13 protein-coding genes and 2 pseudogenes are annotated in these 20,106 nt (G+C 62.2%); 12 read left to right on the top strand and 3 right to left on the bottom strand.

What is annotated here, in order from left to right:
- Nucleotides 1–16 precede the first annotated feature (16 nt).
- Nucleotides 17–1,474 (bottom strand): hypothetical protein, encoded by a 1,458-nt coding sequence (locus tag ACE101_RS24565; protein ID WP_379135284.1) that lies wholly within the window; start codon nucleotides 1,472–1,474, stop codon nucleotides 17–19.
- Between the two features lie 585 nt (nucleotides 1,475–2,059).
- Here ACE101_RS24565 and ACE101_RS24560 point away from each other — a divergent pair.
- The 8 genes and pseudogenes from ACE101_RS24560 to ACE101_RS24525 all read left to right on the top strand — a co-directional run.
- A complete protein-coding gene (locus ACE101_RS24560; protein WP_379135281.1) occupies nucleotides 2,060–3,598 on the top strand; it encodes a hypothetical protein in 1,539 nt (512 codons plus the stop codon).
- Between the two features lie 562 nt (nucleotides 3,599–4,160).
- Entirely contained in the window at nucleotides 4,161–5,444 is a 1,284-nt protein-coding gene (locus ACE101_RS24555) for a glycosyltransferase family 4 protein (RefSeq protein WP_379135279.1), read from the top strand.
- A 35-nt stretch (nucleotides 5,445–5,479) separates the two neighbouring features.
- Complete coding sequence (locus ACE101_RS24550) at nucleotides 5,480–7,039, top strand: hypothetical protein (protein ID WP_379135276.1); 1,560 nt, start codon at nucleotides 5,480–5,482, stop codon at nucleotides 7,037–7,039.
- Entirely contained in the window at nucleotides 7,036–8,211 is a 1,176-nt protein-coding gene (locus tag ACE101_RS24545) for a glycosyltransferase (protein ID WP_379135273.1), read from the top strand. The genes ACE101_RS24550 and ACE101_RS24545 overlap by 4 nt, the downstream gene beginning before the upstream one ends.
- Entirely contained in the window at nucleotides 8,174–9,547 is a 1,374-nt protein-coding gene (locus ACE101_RS24540; RefSeq protein ID WP_379135270.1) for a hypothetical protein, read from the top strand. The genes ACE101_RS24545 and ACE101_RS24540 overlap by 38 nt, the downstream gene beginning before the upstream one ends.
- 401 nt (nucleotides 9,548–9,948) lie before the next feature.
- Nucleotides 9,949–12,183 (top strand): glycosyltransferase, encoded by a 2,235-nt coding sequence (locus ACE101_RS24535; protein WP_379135268.1) that lies wholly within the window; start codon nucleotides 9,949–9,951, stop codon nucleotides 12,181–12,183.
- Between the two features lie 11 nt (nucleotides 12,184–12,194).
- On the top strand, nucleotides 12,195–13,184 hold the full coding sequence (locus ACE101_RS24530; protein WP_379135265.1) for a DUF4214 domain-containing protein: 990 nt from the start codon (nucleotides 12,195–12,197) through the stop codon (nucleotides 13,182–13,184).
- Between the two features lie 56 nt (nucleotides 13,185–13,240).
- A pseudogene (locus ACE101_RS24525) lies at nucleotides 13,241–13,512 on the top strand (hypothetical protein); the annotation flags it as partial.
- Between the two features lie 275 nt (nucleotides 13,513–13,787).
- On the opposite strand, the gene ACE101_RS24520 reads toward ACE101_RS24525, so the two are convergent.
- On the bottom strand, nucleotides 13,788–14,834 hold the full coding sequence (locus ACE101_RS24520) for an FkbM family methyltransferase (RefSeq protein WP_379135263.1): 1,047 nt from the start codon (nucleotides 14,832–14,834) through the stop codon (nucleotides 13,788–13,790).
- Between the two features lie 619 nt (nucleotides 14,835–15,453).
- Between ACE101_RS24520 and ACE101_RS24515 the strand changes: the two are divergent.
- A pseudogene (locus ACE101_RS24515) lies at nucleotides 15,454–15,705 on the top strand (IS3 family transposase); the annotation flags it as partial.
- Between the two features lie 97 nt (nucleotides 15,706–15,802).
- Complete coding sequence (locus tag ACE101_RS24510; RefSeq protein ID WP_379132658.1) at nucleotides 15,803–17,056, top strand: IS701 family transposase; 1,254 nt, start codon at nucleotides 15,803–15,805, stop codon at nucleotides 17,054–17,056.
- Nucleotides 17,057–17,162: 106 nt separating this feature from the next.
- On the opposite strand, the gene ACE101_RS24505 is transcribed toward ACE101_RS24510, so the two are convergent.
- A protein-coding gene (locus ACE101_RS24505) for an IS5 family transposase (RefSeq protein ID WP_379126120.1) occupies nucleotides 17,163–17,928 on the bottom strand; the annotation gives its coding sequence in 2 pieces (ribosomal slippage) (nucleotides 17,163–17,613 and nucleotides 17,612–17,928; 768 coding nt in all).
- A gap of 130 nt (nucleotides 17,929–18,058) precedes the next feature.
- On the opposite strand from ACE101_RS24505, the gene gmd reads away from it, so the two are divergent.
- Both gmd and ACE101_RS24495 read left to right on the top strand, forming a co-directional pair.
- Nucleotides 18,059–19,123 (top strand): GDP-mannose 4,6-dehydratase, encoded by a 1,065-nt coding sequence (gene gmd, locus ACE101_RS24500; protein ID WP_379135260.1) that lies wholly within the window; start codon nucleotides 18,059–18,061, stop codon nucleotides 19,121–19,123.
- Nucleotides 19,113–20,102, top strand: coding sequence for a GDP-L-fucose synthase family protein (locus tag ACE101_RS24495; protein ID WP_379135257.1), 990 nt, complete (start codon nucleotides 19,113–19,115; stop codon nucleotides 20,100–20,102). Before gmd ends, ACE101_RS24495 begins: the two co-directional genes overlap by 11 nt.
- Nucleotides 20,103–20,106 lie beyond the last annotated feature (4 nt).

The raw sequence follows: 20,106 nt of genomic DNA, 5'->3' as shown, positions 1-20,106 counted from the left end.
CCGGCTCCGGGTTTGATCAGCCGGAGCCGGCTCCGGGCCGGATGCCCCGCTGCATCAGGGCCGTGAGGCGCCGCGCGAGCGGGCGGCCGAACACCCTGCCCCAGCGGGACGGCGGGCGGTCCGGAGCCGGTTCGGGCTGATCCGCCGGCGCCCGGACGAGCCCGTGCGCGATCATCAGCTCGGCAACGCGCGCGGCGGCCTCCTGCGGATCGCGGAAGCGATGGCCGGCCGAGGTATCGCCCGAATCGGCGTCCACGTCGTACAGGTCGGCCGGCAGGACGGCGAAGGATCGGTCGCCGTCGACGAGCCCATCGAACCATGCGACGTCGCGCGGCGTAAGGCGGTCCGGCGGGCCGTGGACGACGCCGTAGGCGTCCGAGAACCAGCCGGCCTTGTGCTGCTGCGTGCCCTGGTTCGTGAAGTAGAAGTCGGCTTGGCGCGTCATCCAGAGTGCGGTCGGCACGGCGATGTCGGCGGTGGAGAAGATGGCCGAGGCTCCCGCCTCGCGGGCCGCCGGGATGAATGCCTCGATCACCGCCCCGCACTGTCCGGCGATCCAGGCGAACCATCCCGGATAGGCGTCGGGTCGGTCGTAATCGGCCGGGAGGCTGAACCCGTCGAGGATCAGCGTGACGGCGCCGTATCGCTCGCGCAGGCGCCGGACCACACCGAGATACGCCTCGGAGAGATTGCCCATCACCCGGGAATGCGAGCGGAAGCCCAGCACCAGGATCGGGCGCGGCGCCTCCCGCAGGGCGGCGCACAGCTCGGGGTGCTGTTCCGGCTGGGTGCGGTCGATGAAGGCGATCACGTCCTGACGCGCGCGGGCGCTCAGTTGCGTGGCGCCGATCATCAGGATCGGGCGCTGCTCGCACTCGGCGCCGATCGCCGCGGGCGCGATGTGGCGGGTCGGGATCTCGCGGATGAAGGGGAGCGCCTCGCGCAGGGGACCGAGCGGCTCGCGCGTCACGATCACCTCGGCGATCCGGATGGCCGCCCCCGCCCTGTCGCGGTGAGACCTTTCGAGCCCGGCCACCTCGTTGTGCAGGACGTGAGCGAAGTTCTCGTGGCCGATCAGCACGGAGACGGCCGATACCCGCTCGCCCGGAAGGAGCCCGGAAGCGGCCCATCGCGCGAAGGTCTCCAGATCCTGAGCGGAGACCCCGAACTCGCCCGGTCCCCAATTCACGAACACGGCGTCGCCCAGAAACACGACGCCCACGATCGGAAAGCCGATCCCGAGCACGGACGAGACGAGGACTCCGGCGGCCAGATCGTCGGAGAACAGGATCATCGTGTTCCACGACACCGCCCGGACGCGGGTGATCGTCAGGTTCCCGCTCCCGCGCGGGCTCGGAACGACCAAGTGGCCGCCCCTCAGGAAATGATCGATCCAATGGATTCCGAGGCGATCCGTGGCGGCCTTCAGGTCCGCGATCCCGCCGCTCGGTAGCTTCACATCGCGGTCTTGCATGGACCAGTAATCGGCAAATCGGATCGGAGCGCTCATCGTGAGAGCCTAAGCGGCCCTTCGCGCCGTGGGAACACGGTGTGGGCCGAACCAGAGACAGAGGTGTTGGTCCCTCACAGGCGTCGGCATGGGGTGCCGGCATCACCGGAGACTCGCCGTTCCGAGTGTCGCGGGCGGCCCAAGCAGCGTCGCAGGCCGATCGGCATCCCGCCGGTGCAGCCGGCGAGGGTCAAGGTCGCTCCATCGGCGGACGCACCGGGAGCTGGACATCATGGTTGGGCGCCGTCCCGGCCGACCCTTCGTCGGTGCGGCGGATAAGGATGATCCCTCCCGTTGCGGCGCAGGGCTTCCGGCAGCGACGATGTTGGAGGCGTCGACTTGATGGTGCCGGGCCGGGCTGTCATGAAGCGCCGAGCGGCAGGTCCGGCCGGACCGGGTGAGCAAGGCCCGGAAGGTGCCGGCGGCAGTCGTATCGGATAGGGCCGCGGGAACATGCGAGCGGAGCACCCGGGTCATCTCCTCGCGCAGGATGGCCATCGCGCCACTGTTGGGCGATGGTCGGCAGTGTAGTTGCGTCGGGATCATGAAATGATATTCTTCACGATTTGCTCTGCCAATTTCATGAGCTACGCCTTGGCACTGTATGAATCCATGGCGAAGCACGAGCCGGATGTCACATTCTATCTTCTTCTCTGTGACGAAAAAAATTCCCTGGATCCGAGCGGATTCGATTTCGAGATCATTTACATAGAAGATCTCGGAGTGCCAAATCTCGATTTCATGAAGGATAATTACAGCATCACGGAGCTGAATACATCGCTCAAGCCGTTCATGTTTCTGTATTTGTTCGACCGGCACCCCGGCAAGCATGCCGCGTATTTCGATCCGGACATCATGGTTTGCTCTCCTCTGCGCGAGCTCAAGGAGCTGATCCGCGAGGGGGCACCCTGCATCCTGACTCCGCACATCACGGAGCCCGCCGAGTTCGCGGACATGAACGACGGCATGTTCCTGATCTACGGCATCTACAATCTCGGGTTCTGCTGCTTTGCCGATACGCCGGAGGTGCGCCGGATCGTGGCGTGGTGGTCGCGGCGGCTGGAGACCGAGTGCATCATCGACCTGCCGCGCGGGCGGTTCGTCGATCAGAAGTGGGCCGACCTCCTGCCCGCGATGATCGGGGACACGGTCATATTGCGGCATCCCGGCTACAACGCCGCGTACTGGAACCTGAGCCAGCGACGCTTGGCCAAGCGCGGAACGCAGTGGCACGTCAACGACATGCCATTGAGGTTCTTCCATTTCAGCGGTAACTTGATCGAAGATGCCAGTGTCTTCTCAAGGCATAGCCACGAATTTAACATAAATACATTTGGATGTGTTGGTGACTTGCTTTCGGAGTATAGAGAGCTGGTTTATAAGAACGGTCATGATTTCTACTCGAGCATCGACTATGGCTTCAATTGGTCGGGTGCCTCGGGAAAGAACGAGCACACGTTGCTGGAAATCTTCGCAAGCCGCCCGAAGGGCGAAGCCCCCCCTCACCTGCCGCTGCGCAGCCTTCACGCCGGCCGAGGGCTGCCTCCCCGCGTGAGGGCCATCCGGGAGGAGGCGGAAGGCAGGGTGAGACAGGCCCTGCTGCAGCACGAGCCGCTGACCGGATACTGCATCGTCTGCGAGAGCAGGAACCGTTTCCGCGCGAGCGGCGAGGCCGAATCCGGAGGCCGGCAGGGGCTCGTCTGCAGCGCGTGCGGGTTCGACGTCCCGGCCCGGCTCGGCATTCACGCGTGCAGGCAGATGCTGTCGCGCGGTTTCACTGCCGTTGCCGTCGAGGCGGAGCGCGGAGGACTCATCGAGGACAAGTTGCGGGCGCGACTGGACGGCGGCGGCAAGCCTGGGGCGAGGTCGATCTGCCTCATGGACATGTCGTCCCCCGGCGCCGCCTCGTCGGAGCTGCTCGCCCTGTCCCGCGCACATGCCGTGCTGATCATCGTCGATCCGACCGACGAGACGGAAGCGCTGTTCGCGCGCTCGGGCGTTGGGTTCGCCCTGTATGAGGGCTGGTCGGAATCGTGCATGTATCTGCTTCGGCCGACACGGCTCGCGATCGTGGGCGAACCGGCCTGATGGGACCCCGGATCATCGCTTGCGGCACTCCGGGGCGGCGGCCGTGCCATCCCGAGCGGCTGGTCTCGGCATCACCCGCTGCGGCTGCCCTTCAGAGCGCTTCCCGGCGGAGCGGATTCCGGTTCGGCACAAGGAGGCGCGTTCGATCAAGGGCTTAGAGCTGCGGCCGATTGCACGGCGTTCGGGCGCTGCTCGAGGCAATCGTCCAAAGATCGCCAGACATGCATCCACGGCTTGGCCGGCGGTCCGGAAATTCAGCGGCGCGTCTTGCGCCTCAGCTCCCGGAGTTATACACGCTGCCCGCCTCATTACAGGAACGATGCTGATGGATGCCCAGCCAGTCAAACTGCGGCGTCAGGATCGGGAGGAGATTTTTTTCTTCAGCCCTCTGCCTCCATCTCGGAACGGCATCGCAGATTATGCGGTTCGCGTCCTGGCGGGATTATCCTCGCGGTACCGGGTCAGCGCGTGCTCGGATTCGCTGTTCGCCGAGGTACCGGACGGGGTCTCGCTCGTCGACGAGGCTTTCGCGTTCCAGCATCTGCCGCCGAACGCGAAGATCGTGTATCAGCTCGGCAACAATCCCGGGCATGTCTTCGTGCTGCGCGCCGCCCTGCGTTATCCCGGCGTGGTTGTGCTGCACGATCCGCGCATCCTGTACCTGTATCAGGTCGCCGGCACCGGAACCCAGGATCTCTACGACCTGATGATCGCGTCGAACCCCCGCGCGGCCGAGTTCGCCCGCGCCGCGCGTGAGGACGGCCGCGGGCCGACCCGGGTCGACCACGTGCTGTTCGACGCGCTGGCGGAGGTTCTGCAGGCTTCCCGCGCCATCGTGGTGCATTCCGACCATGCCCGCCAGCTCATCCGGCGCCACCACGGCGAGGCGGCCGCCGCGAAGGTGTCGGTCATTCCGCATTTCGCCTACACCCCCGCGAATCCGTCGCGCGAGGCCGCGCGGGCCGCCCTCAACCTCGACCGGAACGCCTTCGTGGTGGTCACGGCGGGCTTCGTTCATCGCCGCAAACGCTACGAGTGGCTGATCGAGGCCCTCGACCAGGTGGCGCAGACCAGCGCCCGCCCGGTGATCTGGATCCAGGCGGGCGAATTGCGGGAGGAGGAGGTGCCCCTGTCCGCCCTCCTCGATCGATTCCCGGCGGTGAAGGCGATATCGCGCGTCACCGGCTATCTCTCGGAGAGCGACCTCGATACCACCATCGCGGCGGCCGACGTGCTGGTGAACCTCCGCTTCCCCTCGGAGGGCGAGAGTTCGGGCTCGCTGGCACGGGCATTCGGGAACGGAACCTGCTGCCTCGTGTCCGATACGGCGGCGTTCAAGGAGATCCCGGCCGACGTCGCGGTCAAGATCCCGACGATCGGCGCGCCCGGGGTGATCGCCGCGGCCCTGACCGCGCTATCGGCCGATCCCGCCCTTCGCGACGCCTTCGGGCGGCGTGCCGCCCGCTATGCCGCCACGGACCTGTCGATGGACCGCTACATCGCGCGCTTCTGCGAGGTCATCGACGGTCTCGACGCCCCCGCCCCCGCCGTGCAGGTCTCGCCCGCCCGTGCCGCGCTGCACCTCGCCCCCGATCCGATCGTGGCACGCCCGCGCCTCGCGGAGGCGCTCGCGGCACATCCGGCCGGAATCGAGGTCGTGATCGGTCCGATCGACGCCGCGACCGACGCGCGCCCGCTCCTCGCCGCCCTGGTGCCCGAGCGGGCGGATGCCCGTCACGTCCGCGCCGCACCCGTCTCGCCCGAGAGCTCCACCGGGGAGGCAGCCTACGAGATCCGGCTGCATCTCTGCCGCAAGGCCGATCTGCGCCATGCGCCGGCGGCCTGACGGACGCGCCACGCCCCCTTCGCATCGAGGCTGAAGTGGTTTCCCTGCGCAACATCCTGTCGATCAAGCGGGCGTTCCGATCCGACGAGGCTCGCAGCCTGGTGGAGTCGGGCCTGTTCGACGCCACGTGGTACCAGAGGCGCTACCCCGATGTCCGGGCCGCTCGCCGCGGTCCCATCGCCCACTACCTCGCCGCCGGAGCCGCGGAGGGCCGCTGGCCCAATCCGTTGTTCGATCCCGTCTGGTACGCGGCGACCTACCCGGAGGCCGTGAAGGACGGCACGCTGGCCATCCTCTCGTACCTGCGCGACGGGCTCGCCGCCGGCCGGCGGCCGAACCCGGTTTTCGACACGCGGTGGTATACCGAGCGCTACCCGGACGTGCTGAATTTCGGCCAGCACCCCCTGATCCACTATCTGCGGCACGGAGTGCAGGACGGGCGGGATCCGAGCCCCGACTTCAGCACCCTCTGGTACCTGGAGCAGAATCCGGACGTCCGGGCGGCCGGCGAGCACCCCCTCGTCCATTACCTGCATTTCGGAATGCGGGAGGGGCGTCTCGCGGCGCCGCTCCATGCGGGCGACCGGACGGCCGTCCACCTGATCGAGCCGATCATCCGCCTGGAGATGATGCAGCGGGTGCGGGAGGCCGCCCCGTGCGCGATCGACCCGGCTCTGAGCGCTCTCGCCGGCGCGGTCGCGGCAGTGAGGCGCCTCGATCCGGAGGCTCGCTTCATCGACGCCACCTATCCGGACCACATCCTCCCGAGCCTCGTGCCGCAAGCCGCGGTCGCCGCGCCCGCGGCGCTGCTCGCCCGGGACGATCGGGCGCGCTTCTACGCCGCGTTCCGCCAGCAGGGCGGGCACCAGCCGATCTTCGTCGGCGGCCTGCCCCACAGGCCCGAGGCGCACGAATGGGCCTATGCCGGCAGGTGCGACGGGTTGCCCCGCCGGCTCGGGCCGGCCCTGGCGCTGCGCTCCTTCCTGGTGCGGGACGAGCCCGACCGCATCGCCGAGGCCCTCGCAACTGCCGAATTGGCCGGGGCCGCGCGGATCGACCTCGGTCCGGTCGGCGCGGACGGCCTGCAGGTCGCCGCCCTGGTCGAGCCGGGACGGTGGATGCCGCCCCTCGACCCCGCGGACGCGGCGCCCGCCCTCGACCGCATCCTCCTCCTGCCCCGGAACCTCGTCTGCGCCTCCGGCACGGCCGAGATGTCCGGGGGGCATTCCTGGATCTGGTGCGGGCCGGACCGGATCCTGCGCGTTGCGCTCGGACGCAAGCCCTTCGTCCGGACGACCCTCGGGATCGCATTCCACGCCATCGACGCGGGCATCGGCTCCCGCTGCCGTGATCTGCTGCGCTTCCAGATCAACGGCCGGACGGTCGAGGCGGCCACGGCCGTCGCGGGTCAGGACGGGGCGGTGCTCCTCACGCTGCCGCCGGGCGAGGAGGACGAGCCGCTGGTGCTGTCGATCGGCTGCCGCGAGGGCGTCCGGCTGCCGGGTGACGGGCGCCTGCTCACGATGCACATCAAGGCCGTGACCTTGGCGCCCACCGGTGCGCGCCCCTCGCCCCAGGAGACCGAAGCCCGATGAGCCGCACCGCGACCCTTGGGGCAGGACCCCGGATCCTGGTCGTCTCGCCGATGGCGTCCCACCCGCCCAACCAGGGCAATTCGCTCCGCCTCCTGGCATTCAATCGCGAATTGATGGCGCGCGGGGCACGCATCGACCTCGTGTATTACGGCATGGAGGGGCTGACGCCGGATGCCGAGGCGGCGATGCGGATGGCTTGGAACGACTTCGTCTTCGTGCCGAGCCGACCGCTCGGCCGGCAATCCTACGCGACCGACTGGGGCATCGACGATTGGTGCTCCGACGCGCTCTGCGACGTCGTCGACCGGCTCGCCGCCGAACGGAGCTACGACGCGATCATCGTGAACTACACCTGGATGTCGCGGGTGCTGGAGTTCTGCGACGTTCCGGTCAAGGTCGTCGACACCCACGACATGTTCGCCGACCGGCGCGACAAGATGGCGGAGGCCGGTCTCGACCCGCGCTGGTTCTTCACCTCGGTGGCCGAGGAGCGCAAGGCCTTCGCCCGGGCGGACATCGTGATCGGCATTCAGGACACGGAGAGCGCCCTGATCGCCGAGCGGTTCGCGGGCCGGGTCCTGACCGTCGGCCATCCCCTCGACCTCGGCTTCCTGCTCGCGGAATCCGATCCGGATCGGCCGCTGCCATTCGGCTATTTCGCGAGCGGGAATCCGTGGAACAAGCGCTCGGCTCTGGCGCTCGATGCGGCCCTCGCCGCTCGTCCCTACCGGAACTGGGCCATCGCCGGGACGATCTGCGAGAGCCGGCTGCCTCTGAAGACCGCCCCGCTCGAACTCGGCCGCCTCGACCACCCGCGAGACTTCTACGACCACGTCGCCTGCGTGGTGAACCCGATGATCGGCGGCACGGGGCTCAAGATCAAGACGATCGAAGCCTTGTCCCACGGCAGGCCGATCATCGGCACGACGGCGGCGTTCGAGGGCCTGCGGCCCACCCACCCGTTCCACGGCTTCGCGACCGCCGAGGCGCTCGCGGACGGCATGCAGGACTACGCGGCGAGCCCTTCGCTGGCAGAAGAAGTGGCCGGGGCGAGCCGCCGCCTCGCCGTCGCCTATGCGGGCGAGGTCGCCGGGCAATTCGACACGTTGATCGGTTCCATCGAGGATGTCTCCCATGATCGCCGAAGCCAGGGCCGCCAAGAGCCCGTCTGAGCCCCTGCCGGGCGCCTCGACCACCGACCGGTTCCCGTTCGTCCGGGGGCGCATCGTGTCCGGCGAGATCGCCCTGACCGCCCGGGAGGAGGTCCGCGTGTCCGGGCCCCTGCTCGCCCTCGTCGAGGGGATCGAGATCGGCCGCAGCCGCCCGCTGAGCGCCTGCGCGGCGGGCGATGAGGTGGCGATCCCGATCCGGCGTTTCCCGTTCGTCGCGCTGCCGTGCGAGATCCGCTTCTCCGGCGAGGACGGCGTTGATCTGGCACCCTCGCTCCCGGTCGCGTCGGCGGCCGAGGCGGTGCGGCTGGCCGGCCCTGGCGAGGTGACGTGCGACGGGCTGCGGATCGAGAACGGGATCGTGACCGGTACCGTCACCAATGCGCTCAACGGGCTTGCGGCGCCGGTGCTGGTCGCGACGGTCAACGAGGTCGTGCGCCAGGTCCATGTCGGCCCCTTGCGCCTGCGTGACGAGGGCGGCAGCACCTGCCGGATCTCGCTCAACCTCGACGCCGGCGACCTGACCGAGACGGGCGCGGTGATCGGCATCCACACCCTGCCGAGCTTCGAACCGATCGCCCATCTCCATTTCGCCCGCACCGACCGGGACGCCTTGGTGGAAGCGGTGACGCGCCTGGAGGCGAAGGTCGCGCAACTCAGCGCCAGGGCGCGGATCGATGCGGCCGGCAGCCGCCGCATTCTGGAAGAGGCGGTCGCGCGCCAGCAGACGCGCCTCGATGACGTCATCGAGTATTTCGCGGCCCTCGTCCACGACCGAGGCTCGCAGGCGCCGGGCGACCCGCGCGCCGCGGCCGAGATCGATCAGACGGTCCAGGCCTTCTACGAGATCATCCGGCAGCCGCGCGGCGGGCGGGCCGCCCCGCTGGCCCGGGACATCCTGTGCCTCGCGCCGGCGCACGCGGCCTATGGCGACGACTGGTACCCGTTGGAGACCGATGACGGCGTACCCTGCCGCTGGATGTCGAAGGCTGCCACGCTGTTCAATCCGGCCGCGGACCGGCGCGCGACCGGCCTGCTGGTCAGCGTGCTCTCCTATATCGGCGACACGCCGCCCGACCTCTTCCTGGCGCTTGACGACGGGGAGGCGCTGTCAGGCGAGCCGCTGGGTCTGATCGACGGGCGCAGTTACACCATCCGCTTCACCCTCCCGACCCCGAAGCATTTCGGCGTGGCGAGATTGATCGCGGGCCGCGCCTTGCGTTCCAGCGAAATCGACAGGGCACCGTCCGACGCCCGGCTTCTGTCGTTCCGCGTCACAGGAATCAGGCTCCTGCTGGAGCCCGAGGAAGTAGATAGGTCCGAGATTATGTCCGGTTGAGCGCTATGTAGATTGCGGGCTCTGCCGCGAAGGCATCTGGAGACGGATCGGGGTGTCTCTGCAAAGGGTCTCAGGGACAGGCGAGCGGCAAGGCCGCTTACCAGGAGGCAGGAAAGGCGAGCGGCTGATGTGGCCGCTCAAGCCGTATCGCTGCGTGCTATAAAGGCAGGCTGCCAGATACCTCACCACGGTCACGAACCCCCTCATGCTCTCTGCGATCTCGAGCGTGCACTGGATGTCGATCAGTAAGCCAAATTTCACGATAAGAAGTATAGTATTGAGCGCGCTAGCAGAAAACCCATTCCTGGAATTGAGGGCGCAAATCTTCAGGCAGATTCAGATTAACTACATGGTTTGATGTCTTAACGGCCCAATCTTCCAATCAGTCATGGGAACCTACGATGCTCAAAGTACTACTACAAGGTCCGATGAAAGGGACGTACAGCCTAGCTATAGTGAATAGAAATATAGCAAAGAGATTGCATAGATTTTGCGACCTTTATCTTCTTCCTGATGAATTGGATTGCAAGGACGATACCTATTTCAAGGATGACGGCTTGGTCGATTTCTTAGGCAAGGATGCATTGCGGCAGTATGATATGCATCTCAAAAACACATGGCCTCCCACGACGGAGGGAATGGTGGGACGAGTGAACGCCTATGTGAATTTTGCCTGGGAAGAAACGCGCTTTCCAAAAACATTTGTTGACGGATTCAATCGGAACTTGGATTTTATAACAGTAACTTCTGACTTCACGGCAAAATCTTTGTTAAGCAGTGGAGTCACAATACCTGTAATGAATACTGGAAACGGCATCGAAGAATTTCTTGCAGGTGAAACGACAAGCAGCCTTGCTTGGCTGCCAAGTAACATCTTCAACTTCGATACACGTTTCCTGCACGTTTCATCTGGGTTTTGGCGAAAAGGTGTGGACGTCTTGATAAATGCGTTCCTTGATAATTTCAAAGGATCGCGTGAAGCTTGTCTTATTATCAAAACATTCTCAAATCCCGACAGCATTGTGGTTAAGGAGCTGGAAAAAATACCCGAGGAATTTAAGAGTAATATCTTTGTGATTGACAATGATATCACAAAAGAGGATTTACGGCAGCTTTACAATATTGCTACATGCATAGTGTTGCCTTCCCGAGGTGAAGGTTTTTCGCTTCCGTCGGCCGAGGCGTTGGCTATGGGAAAGCCGCTGATAACAACGCGATTTTCTGGTGCTTTGGACTTCTGCAACGATAGAAACAGCTTACTGGTAGATTACAAGCCGATAAAATCACGCACGCATGTTGCTTGCGCTGGAGCATTGATTGCGGATCCAGATAGAGCAGATCTGGCAGACAAGCTTCTTAGAGTTGCGCATGGAGCTTATATCCATCCATCATTTTCTGAGCAGAATTACATAAGAAAGATTTTTAACTGGAACAGGGCGGTTAGGAGGACACTTTATAGCGCAGCACTTGCAAGAAAGAAGAAGGAGAGCGTTGATATCGTTCTTATCACAACTTGGAATCAGCGCTGCGGATTGGCCGAGTATTCAAGAAATCTCGTGCGGGCGTTGTCGGCTCGCCAGGTTGGGATCAATGTCATTGCGCCGGTGATTTCCAAAACTGAGTTGATCCGCAAAGATGAGGATTATGTCGAAAGAAAATGGTCAGTAGACGCCTCATCTGCCTCTATTTACAAGAGCTTACTGATAGAAAATAGATCGAAGGTTGTAATTCTTCAGCATCATTTGGCATATTTTTCTAAAGAGACAACGATCAGCTTTATTCGATACTGTTCTGCCCTGAATATCGGATCGATTATCATTGCTCATAACGCACGGGATTGGCCGGCGCCGTTTCCCGAAGACGTAAAAAATGCCTCGCAAAACGTTACTATCGTCGTTCACGACGAAAGAGATCAAGAGCATCTTACATCAATGGGCTTCAAGGATGTTCATCTCTTCGAACATCCGGTTGTGGATAGCCTTGATAAAACACATCAAGCAAGACATATTAAAGATGACCCGCACCTGACTAGTTTCGGCTTCATTATGCCACACAAGGGATTTCAAGATATAATCCATGCGATGCCAATCATAAAGAGATTTTTTCCGAAATGTCGACTCACCTTGCTTTCTGCTTCGCAGAACAATATAAAATCGGAAGTTACATATTTCAATCTGATGGATTTGATCTCGTACTATGGACTTGAGAAAGATGTCCGTATTGATACGGCGTTCTTAGAAACGAGTCAGGTGACTGCGATTCTCAAAGCTAGCGATCTAACGCTGCTGCCATATCAAGAGTCCAGCGAGGGGGCTAGTGGCGCCCTCCGCACCTGTATTACAGCAGGCGTGCCACTATTGATATCCAACTCTGAAATCTTTAGTAGTGCTCCCTCGGAGCTTCCACGTTTCAGAGGCGCGGACCCCATAGATCTCGCCGAGAAGGTTATAGATTGCGTAAAGAACAAGTATCGGCGTGAGCAAATGTCCCAAATTTCCGCCTCTATCGCCAAACATCGATCCTGGGACGCTCTCGTTCCCGAACTTTACGGATTAATCAGATATAAATCCAAGATTGGGTATTTTAACTTAACAGAATGGGACCAGAACATGGCTCGCTCCTCAAGAATTTTATGAGGGAAAATAGAATGTTTGACCGCGATGCAAATGACATGATGTTTGAGATACTTTTAAAGCATAGAGGAAAATTCATTACAAAACGACACCTGGAAATCGCCCGAGGCAACGTTGTAACTCTACGACGGCAAACCCTTATATCACCTAAACAATCGATTGATTTGAAATGCGTCCAGCGCTATTTTTCGCCCGCCCAAACGGACTACTTATCTCCTTCGCTTCAATTTCAGGGAAGAGACAAAAGAAAGCTCGCGCACGAAATTGTGGAAGAGTATCAGATTAATATAGATAATCTTTCTGGAAAAGGAATGCGCAAAATGCGGCATCTTATTATTCAAAATTCGTCCGATGTCGAATTTATCAGCGCCGAGGATTTGACGAATTTGGCAGATGACAGGGAGTTCGTGTCTGCTTGCTACAGAAGAATTTTTGGACGGGAGCCGGATGAACCTGGATTTGACCACTACATGTACATGCTGCACGGTGGGTATTTAACTCGACGGCAAATAGTGTCTGAGATTTGGCATTCCGAGGAAGGCCAACGTCGGGCTGTTGTTGTGTATGACGGCCACCTTGCTTCGAATGACCAGAACTCTAGCTCGGAAACGGTAGAGAACAATAGCGCCTTGCCGTTGGTTGTTACCCAGAATGACGTGTGTATTCCTGGGTTTCACGTGCACTTGAAGATTGATAAGGACAACAATATCACTGGAGAGCGCGGTGAATTTTTATTATTTGGTCCGAAATGTCTTATTGAGAAGGGGAATTATTACATAGATATTGATATTGAGGTTATTGATGGTGCCTTCTTTTTGGAGGCGTCGGCTTTTGCTGGCAGGATCAGCCTATTTAGCTGTCCGGTACGTGGACGCCTGCGAGGAGAAATCGGATTTTCCGTTGCTTCGGCGATGGATCTATTCGAGATTCGAATATCTGGATATGGCAGAGAGCAAAACCGAGCAAAGTTGACTCATCTGATTCTGCGCGGAGTAGGTGACTAAAATCGTAGTTGCCTAGGGGGGGCGCTCAGTCACAGGGTGATGCTGGCGAGGGGCTGATGTGGTTGCGCTCGCGCCAGCCTCCGGTAGCGATTTCGCTGACGCCCTTGGGAGATGAGAGCCGCGGCGAGCTGGAGCGCCTGAGCAAGCAGAAGCTGATCGAGCTGGTGCTCCGGCTGCAGCGGGCCGAGAAGATCTCGCGCACCTCCTGCAAGCCGCCCTCCAGCGACCGCAAGGAGCAGCGCGCAGGCCAAGCCGGGTCATGAAGGGCGCGCCGGACGATCATCCCAGTCCCGGCGAGGTTATTGCCCATCGCCCGGGTCAGTTCCTCTGATGCTGCGGTGCCCTGGCTCGAAGTTTACCGGCCGAGGTCGCCGGTCAATTCATGCTGCATCTGAACCGGAATACCGTCCACTGCGTCCTCAAGGCAGGAGGCTTGAACTGCCTGCCCTGTCTCAGCAAGCCCTCAGACCACGCAAGGTCGTTTTGTGAGCGCCAGTTGTGGTCAAGGAGCACGGCGGGCCCCTTGGGGCCGCCGGGGTCATACCATGTTCAAATGCACCGCGTGGATAATCGACCGCGCGGGGTTTTTGTTGAGGCTGCGCCTCACGGCATTAACACAACATTCACTATTTCAGCGCGCTGAAGGGCTGTATTGATATCATCAACTGGCTGTCTCATCTCGCGTAGTATTCCACTCTCTTCAATTTCATGAAATCTGTATCCATAGCTTAGAAGGTGCTTCGCGAGAAACTCATGGTCTATATTCGAGACCAATTTGAGCTGATTCGGATTGAACTCGATCATAATAGTCGGACGATACGTCTGCAGAATCGACCCTGCGCCTTGTAGTACCAGCCACTCTGCGCCTTCTACGTCGATCTTGATAAAATCATATCGACCAAGCGGCACCACCTCATCGAGACGGGCAATCTGCACACGCTCGCGCCGCTCGCCGGTCTTTGGTTCCCCCTCGCTGGCAAGATGCGCTCCGCCCATATTCAACGAGCGCTCGGCATAAGCTATATCCATGGTGCCGGAGCGATCAGCTAGCGCAAGTTGATAAGTCTGGACGTTTTGTTCCCATCCGTTCGCTCGAATCGAAGCGACGAGTTTGCGGTAGCTTTCGCCAACCGGTTCGAATGCATGGACAGACCCGCTCAGACCCGTGAGGCGAGCAAACATATTCGTAAAGAATCCAACATTCGCTCCTATGTCGAGAATGTTGAATCCAGGTTTTATGTAGCTACGCACGAACGCCACTTCGGCGGGCTCGAAATGGCCAACTGCTATGGCAAATCCAAGATGAAACTGACGAAGATCTACGAAAAGATCATCGCCAAGCGGGCCTTTTGCTCTAACGACGCAAGGCTCAGGTATGAATTTTTGGAACAACCACTCTCGGTTGGCCGCGAAGAACTCGTCGCTATCAATAATCGAGCGTAAGGCATTTTCTAAATCAAAAGATTGTGAATCATCGCTCTTGTATTGCTTGCTAATTTCATCTTTCTCCATCTCATTAAGCGATCTTTTTAATAGAGCGCGATAGATACTATCAAAACTTGAAACAACTTTATGATCCATCTTTGTGCCCTCAAGCTGCGTGATTGGAAAATGGCGGAGGTAGTGAGCGGATTGAATTTCCGTTGTCAAGGCTTATGTGCTCGTTGTAGTCTATTTTTGGGAATTTTGATCGGAAACCGACGGTGCTTGGCAAATGCCCATTGCAGAGTGACTCTTGCGCTTAATCCGATCACTGCGCGAGAAGGCTTACTACTTCAACTGCGCTCGGAAGGACTGGCATGCACGCCGCCGATAAGCGGTGCTCTTTCGAGGGGCATGAAACACCAGATGCGGAGTAATGTGCGATTTTAGGGTGGTTGAAAGGTTAGTCTGACAGTCGGCACCGATTGACTGAAGTCTCGGATTTGGATTTGCAATCAGTGCCCCGGCGGCAACGATAGTTTCTCATGTTCGACAGTACGCCAGACTTGAGCACGGCGCCGGCCATCATGATCTTGAGCACGCTCCCCCTCACGGTTGCGTTGATGGGATAGCTGTCTGTAGCATGGCCGCGGCCATCTGTCCTTGCTCAAGAGCGCGCCCGTATGGCCTTAGCTGTTCCCCGTCAGGCCACGAAGGCGGGCGCCTGAAGCTCGTTGGGGTCACCAAATGAGGGCAGCGAACGCCCGCGCAAGACGCTGGTCCAGGGCGCGCGAGCCGCGATGCCAGCGCTCCGGCGGAGCGAGATGAACCGCCCCAGGTTGATGTCCGGCCCTCGGTCGGTCGCGTTGGTGGCAGCGATGACGATGCTCTCACTGAAACGATCAATGACCTGCCCAAGGCCACAGTGATCCACCGGCGTGTGCCAGGGCGCAGCTTCCAGCCCGTACCGCTCCCGAGTGAGTCGGTTCAACTATCGCCGACTGCTTGAGCCGGTTGGAAACGTGTCACCTCCAGAGCAGAGGCGAGCTACTATGCCCAGCCCAGGAGCTTGTCCTTTTCGTCCTACCCGCTGGCATGATCCTCGTCGGGCGGCTCGCCGGAGCATTATGAAGCGGAGTCTAGCATTACAGTTGCATGGTGTTGCGCCTATCTGAAGGTTTTGGACGGAGAGCCCGATGCCCTCAGCCTCGTTGGAGACCACGTTGGAGCTCTGGTCGACGTCGCTGCGCGAGGCCAAGCAGCGCATGCGACCGCTGTTTGCCGCTCCCAGTGTCGCCGCCTCCGCGAACGCCTTCCTGGATGGGCTGCTCGGGGGCGAGCGGCGCAAGACTGGCTGGATGCGCGCGGAAGCAGCCGGGGATCCTGGGCCCTGGCGTCAGCAGGCGATCCTGGGCCGCAGTCACTGGGACGCGGACGCTCTGCGCGACGTGGTACGCGACCTCGTGATCGAGACGCTTGCCTCACCAGATGCGACCCTCGTGCTCGACGAAACCGGCTTTCTCAAGCAGGGCAAAGCCTCGTGCGGCGTCGGCCGTCAGTACACGGGCTCGGCCGGCAAGATCACGAACTGCCAGATCGGCGTGTTCGCGGCCTACGTCTCGGATCAGGGGCACGCCTTCATCGACCGTCAGCTGTATCTACCCAAAGCGTGGAGCGGTGATCCAGCGCGTAGGCGGGCGGCGCATGTTCCCGACGAGATCGCCTTTTCGACCAAGCCACAGCTGGCGCGGGGGATGATCCAGCGCGCGATCGCCGCGGGGGTGCCGTTTGCCTGGGTGGCGGCGGACAGCGTCTACGGGGTGAGCGAGATCGAGATGGCGCTGCGGCGCGCCTCCAAAGGCTACGTGCTGGGCGTCACCGGCCAACACAGCTTCTGGTCCTGGATCACCGAACGTCCCATTGCCGGCACGGCCGAGGAGATCGCCAAGGCTCTCTCGGAGACGGACTGGGTCCGCTTATCAGCTGGGGCGGGCACGAAGGGCGCACGCCTGTTCGACTGGGCCTACCTGCCCCTGGCCACCCTGCCGGCCAGCGCCGTGGATCCGGCCCTCGATGAGAGCGAGTGGACGCGCGGCTTGCTGGTCCGGCGCAGCCTCTCGGACGGGGCTCTGGCCTACTTCACGACCTGGTGCCCGGCCGGGACACCCGTCTCGACGCTGGTGGCGGTGGAGGGCCGGCGCTGGGCGATCGAGGACGCCTTCGAGACCGCCAAGACGGAACTCGGCTTGGCCCACAACGAGAGCCGCTCCTGGCATGGCTGGCACCGGCACGTCTCGCTGGTGATGCTGGCCTTTGCGATGCTGGCGCGGGTGCGCCGATTGGCGAACGGCGCGCCCCCAAAAACCGCGCTCATCGCCACGCTCGCCGGTGCCCTGGTCGGTCCAGGAGATCCGGCGCGTGGCGATGCGGCTGGCACAGCGACGCATTGAGCCCGCTGTCGTCATTGCATGGTCAGCCTGGAGACGCGCTCATCAAGCGGCAGCCCGAGAAGCATATCTGAAACGCCGCATGCAACTGTAATGCTAGGGCCTGTCGTCACTTGAGCCAATCGAGAGTGGCGGCCAGACAAAGGATGCCCATGAAGCTGACGGCGGTCTTTTCGTAGCGGGTGGCGATGGCCCGCCACTCCTTGAGCCGGGCCCAGAGCCGCTCGACAATGTTGCGGTTGCTGTAGATCCACTCAGGACAGGCGAGCGGGGCCTCGTTGCCCTTGGTCGGGATCGCTGGCCGTGCACCGGCGGTCCAGATCGCCTCGCGAAAACGGTGGCTGGAGTAGCCGCGGTCACCCACCACCCACTGCGGCACGCCGGGCAGTCGATCGAGCAACGGGAGAGCGTGCGGCAGTTCATGCGCCTGGCCGGGCGCGAGGCGGAACGCGATCGCGCGTCCTCGCCCGTCGGCGATCACGCAGGCCTTGGTGCCATAGCCGCCACGCGAACGGCCAAGAGCTTCACGATGGTCTCGCTCGGCTCCAGATCCCCCCTTTGGCCGCGCCCGCCGCCTTCTGGTGAGCCCGAATGCTCGTGGCGTCGAGAAACACCATGCCGAGCGCGACGCCGCGGGTCTGCACGAGGTCGAGCAGCCGCTCCCAGACACCGGCGCGCGCCCAGCGGATGAAGACCTGGGCGGCTTGCCACCAGGGACCCAGCTCGGCCGGGATGGCGCGCCAGGAGGCGCCGTTGTGATGCCGCCAAAGGATGGCTGAGATCGTGCGGCGCAGTTCAAGGGGCGGCGTCTTGCCTTTGGGCCGGCAGGCTTCCACCAGCGGCTCCAACTCGGCCCACTGGGCGTCCGTCAGCATCGCGTCTCCTCACTCAAAGTGGGGAAACGCTCATCAGCCCAGAGGGTTCAAGCGACAACAGGCCCTAGCACGAATCTTAACGCCCTGCCGGCATTAGGACGTTATCTGAGCAGAATATGTGGAGATTAGCATGAAGACAGCGTTGGTAACCGGTTCGACAGGTCAGGATGGCTTCTATCTGACGGAATTCCTGCTCCGGAAGGGTTACGCCGTCCACGGGGTCAAGCGGCGCTCCAGTTCCTTCAACACGTCGCGGGTCGATCGTCTGCTCCATGATGCGGCGGAGAATGGCACTCCGTTCCATCTGCATTACGGCGATCTCACCGACAGCACCAACCTCATCCGTCTCATCCAGTCGGTCCAGCCGGACGAAATCTACAATCTCGCGGCGCAGAGCCACGTCGCCGTCAGCTTCGAGACACCCGAATACACGGCCAATGCCGATGCGGTCGGCACCCTTCGTCTCCTCGAGGCGCTGCGTATTCTCGGCCTGACGGACAAGACACGGTTCTATCAGGCGTCCACCTCCGAACTGTACGGCAAGGTGCAGGAAACGCCACAGCGGGAGACGACACCCTTCTATCCGCGCAGCCCGTACGGCGCCGCGAAGCTCTACGCCTACTGGATCACCGTCAACTACCGCGAGGCCTACGGCATCCACGCGTCGAACGGCATCCTGTTCAATCACGAGAGCCCGATCCGGGGCGAGACCTTCGTGACCCGCAAGATCACGCGGGCGGTCGCCAACATTCATCACGGCCACCAGAAGAAGCTGCTGCTGGGCAATCTCAATTCCCTGCGGGATTGGGGGCATGCGCGCGACTACGTCGAGGGCATGTGGATGATCATGCAGCAGGAGCAGGGCGACGATTATGTCCTCGCCACGGGCGAGATGCACAGCGTGCGCGAATTCGTCGAACTCGCCTTCCAGCAGATCGGGCGGCAGATCGTCTGGCGCGGCCGGGATGCCGAGGAGCAGGGACTCGACGAGCGGACGGGCGACGTGCTGGTCGAGATCGATCCGCGCTACTTCCGGCCGACGGAAGTCGATCTGCTTCTGGGGGATCCCACCAAGGCGCGCACGAAGCTAGGCTGGCAGCACCGCACGTCGTTCGAGGATCTCGTGAAAGAGATGATCCAGGGCGATCTGGTCGAGGTCGTCGAAGAGCGCAAGAGGCTGTTCCATGACGTCTGAGGGTGTCACCGGCCCGTCCGACGGCCTCTCCGCGGGGAGGGCGCGCGTCACGCTGGAGGGAGCCCGGGTCTGGGTTGCGGGCCATCGCGGGATGGTCGGCTCGGCCGTGACGCGCAGGCTGGAGAGAGAGCGCTGCACCGTGCTCACGGCGTCGCGGCGCGAGGCGGACCTGACGCGTCAGGCCGACACGGAGCGCTGGATGGCGGATCAGCGCCCGGACGTGGTTGTTCTGGCAGCCGCCAAGGTGGGCGGCATTCTGGCCAACAGCGCTCAGCCGGCCGATTTCATCGCGCAGAATCTCGCGATCGCTCTGAACGTCATCCACGCTGCGCAGGCCATCGGGGTGCGCAAGCTCTTGTTCCTCGGCTCGACCTGCATCTATCCGAAACTGGCGCCTCAGCCGCTGAACGAGGATGCGCTGCTCACGGGCCCGCTGGAGCCGACGAACGAGTGGTATGCGATCGCCAAGATCGCCGGCATCAAGCTGTGTCAGGCGTATCGCAGGCAGCATGGCTCCAGTTTCATATCGGCGCAGCCGACGAATCTGTACGGTCCGAACGACAATTACGATCCGAAGTCGAGCCACGTGATGGCGGCTCTCATCGCAAAGATCATCGCTGCGAAGAAGCTTGGTGAGACGCGTGTGAGCATCTGGGGGACCGGCACGCCGCGTCGCGAGTTCCTTCACGCCGACGACTTGGCCGACGCCATCGTTTTTCTGCTCGAGAACTACGACGGGGATGTGCCGCTCAACATCGGTGTCGGCAAGGACATATCGATCCGCGAACTCGCCGAGCTGATCGCCGAGGCCGCCGGTTGGACGGGCGAATTCGATTTCGACACGTCGAAGCCCGATGGGACGCCCCGGAAGCTCGTCGATGTCTCACGACTGAACGCGCTCGGCTGGAAGGCCAGGATTTCCTTGAGGGACGGCATCAGGGCGACCATCGAGAGCTACGAGGCCTCTGCGGCGCGCTAGGTGC

It is taken from the genome of Methylobacterium carpenticola, from assembly GCF_042748905.1.
GTDB lineage: Bacteria > Pseudomonadota > Alphaproteobacteria > Rhizobiales > Beijerinckiaceae > Methylobacterium > Methylobacterium carpenticola.
Note: the sequence above shows the minus strand (reverse complement) of the source record. Positions and strands in the feature narration are given on the sequence as shown.

Bases quoted from the DNA above. Each gene is read 5' to 3' on its own strand.
- ACE101_RS24510 (WP_379132658.1), top strand. From the start codon at position 15,803: ATGCCCTCAGCCTCGTTGGAGACCACGTTGGAGCTCTGGTCGACGTCG.
- ACE101_RS24530 (WP_379135265.1), top strand. From the start codon at position 12,195: ATGTTTGACCGCGATGCAAATGACATGATGTTTGAGATACTTTTAAAG.
- ACE101_RS24495 (WP_379135257.1), top strand. From the start codon at position 19,113: ATGACGTCTGAGGGTGTCACCGGCCCGTCCGACGGCCTCTCCGCGGGG.
- ACE101_RS24545 (WP_379135273.1), top strand. From the start codon at position 7,036: ATGAGCCGCACCGCGACCCTTGGGGCAGGACCCCGGATCCTGGTCGTC.
- ACE101_RS24560 (WP_379135281.1), top strand. From the start codon at position 2,060: ATGATATTCTTCACGATTTGCTCTGCCAATTTCATGAGCTACGCCTTG.
- ACE101_RS24535 (WP_379135268.1), top strand. From the start codon at position 9,949: ATGCTCAAAGTACTACTACAAGGTCCGATGAAAGGGACGTACAGCCTA.
- ACE101_RS24540 (WP_379135270.1), top strand. From the start codon at position 8,174: ATGATCGCCGAAGCCAGGGCCGCCAAGAGCCCGTCTGAGCCCCTGCCG.
- gmd (WP_379135260.1), top strand. From the start codon at position 18,059: ATGAAGACAGCGTTGGTAACCGGTTCGACAGGTCAGGATGGCTTCTAT.
- ACE101_RS24565 (WP_379135284.1), bottom strand. From the start codon at position 1,474: ATGCAAGACCGCGATGTGAAGCTACCGAGCGGCGGGATCGCGGACCTG.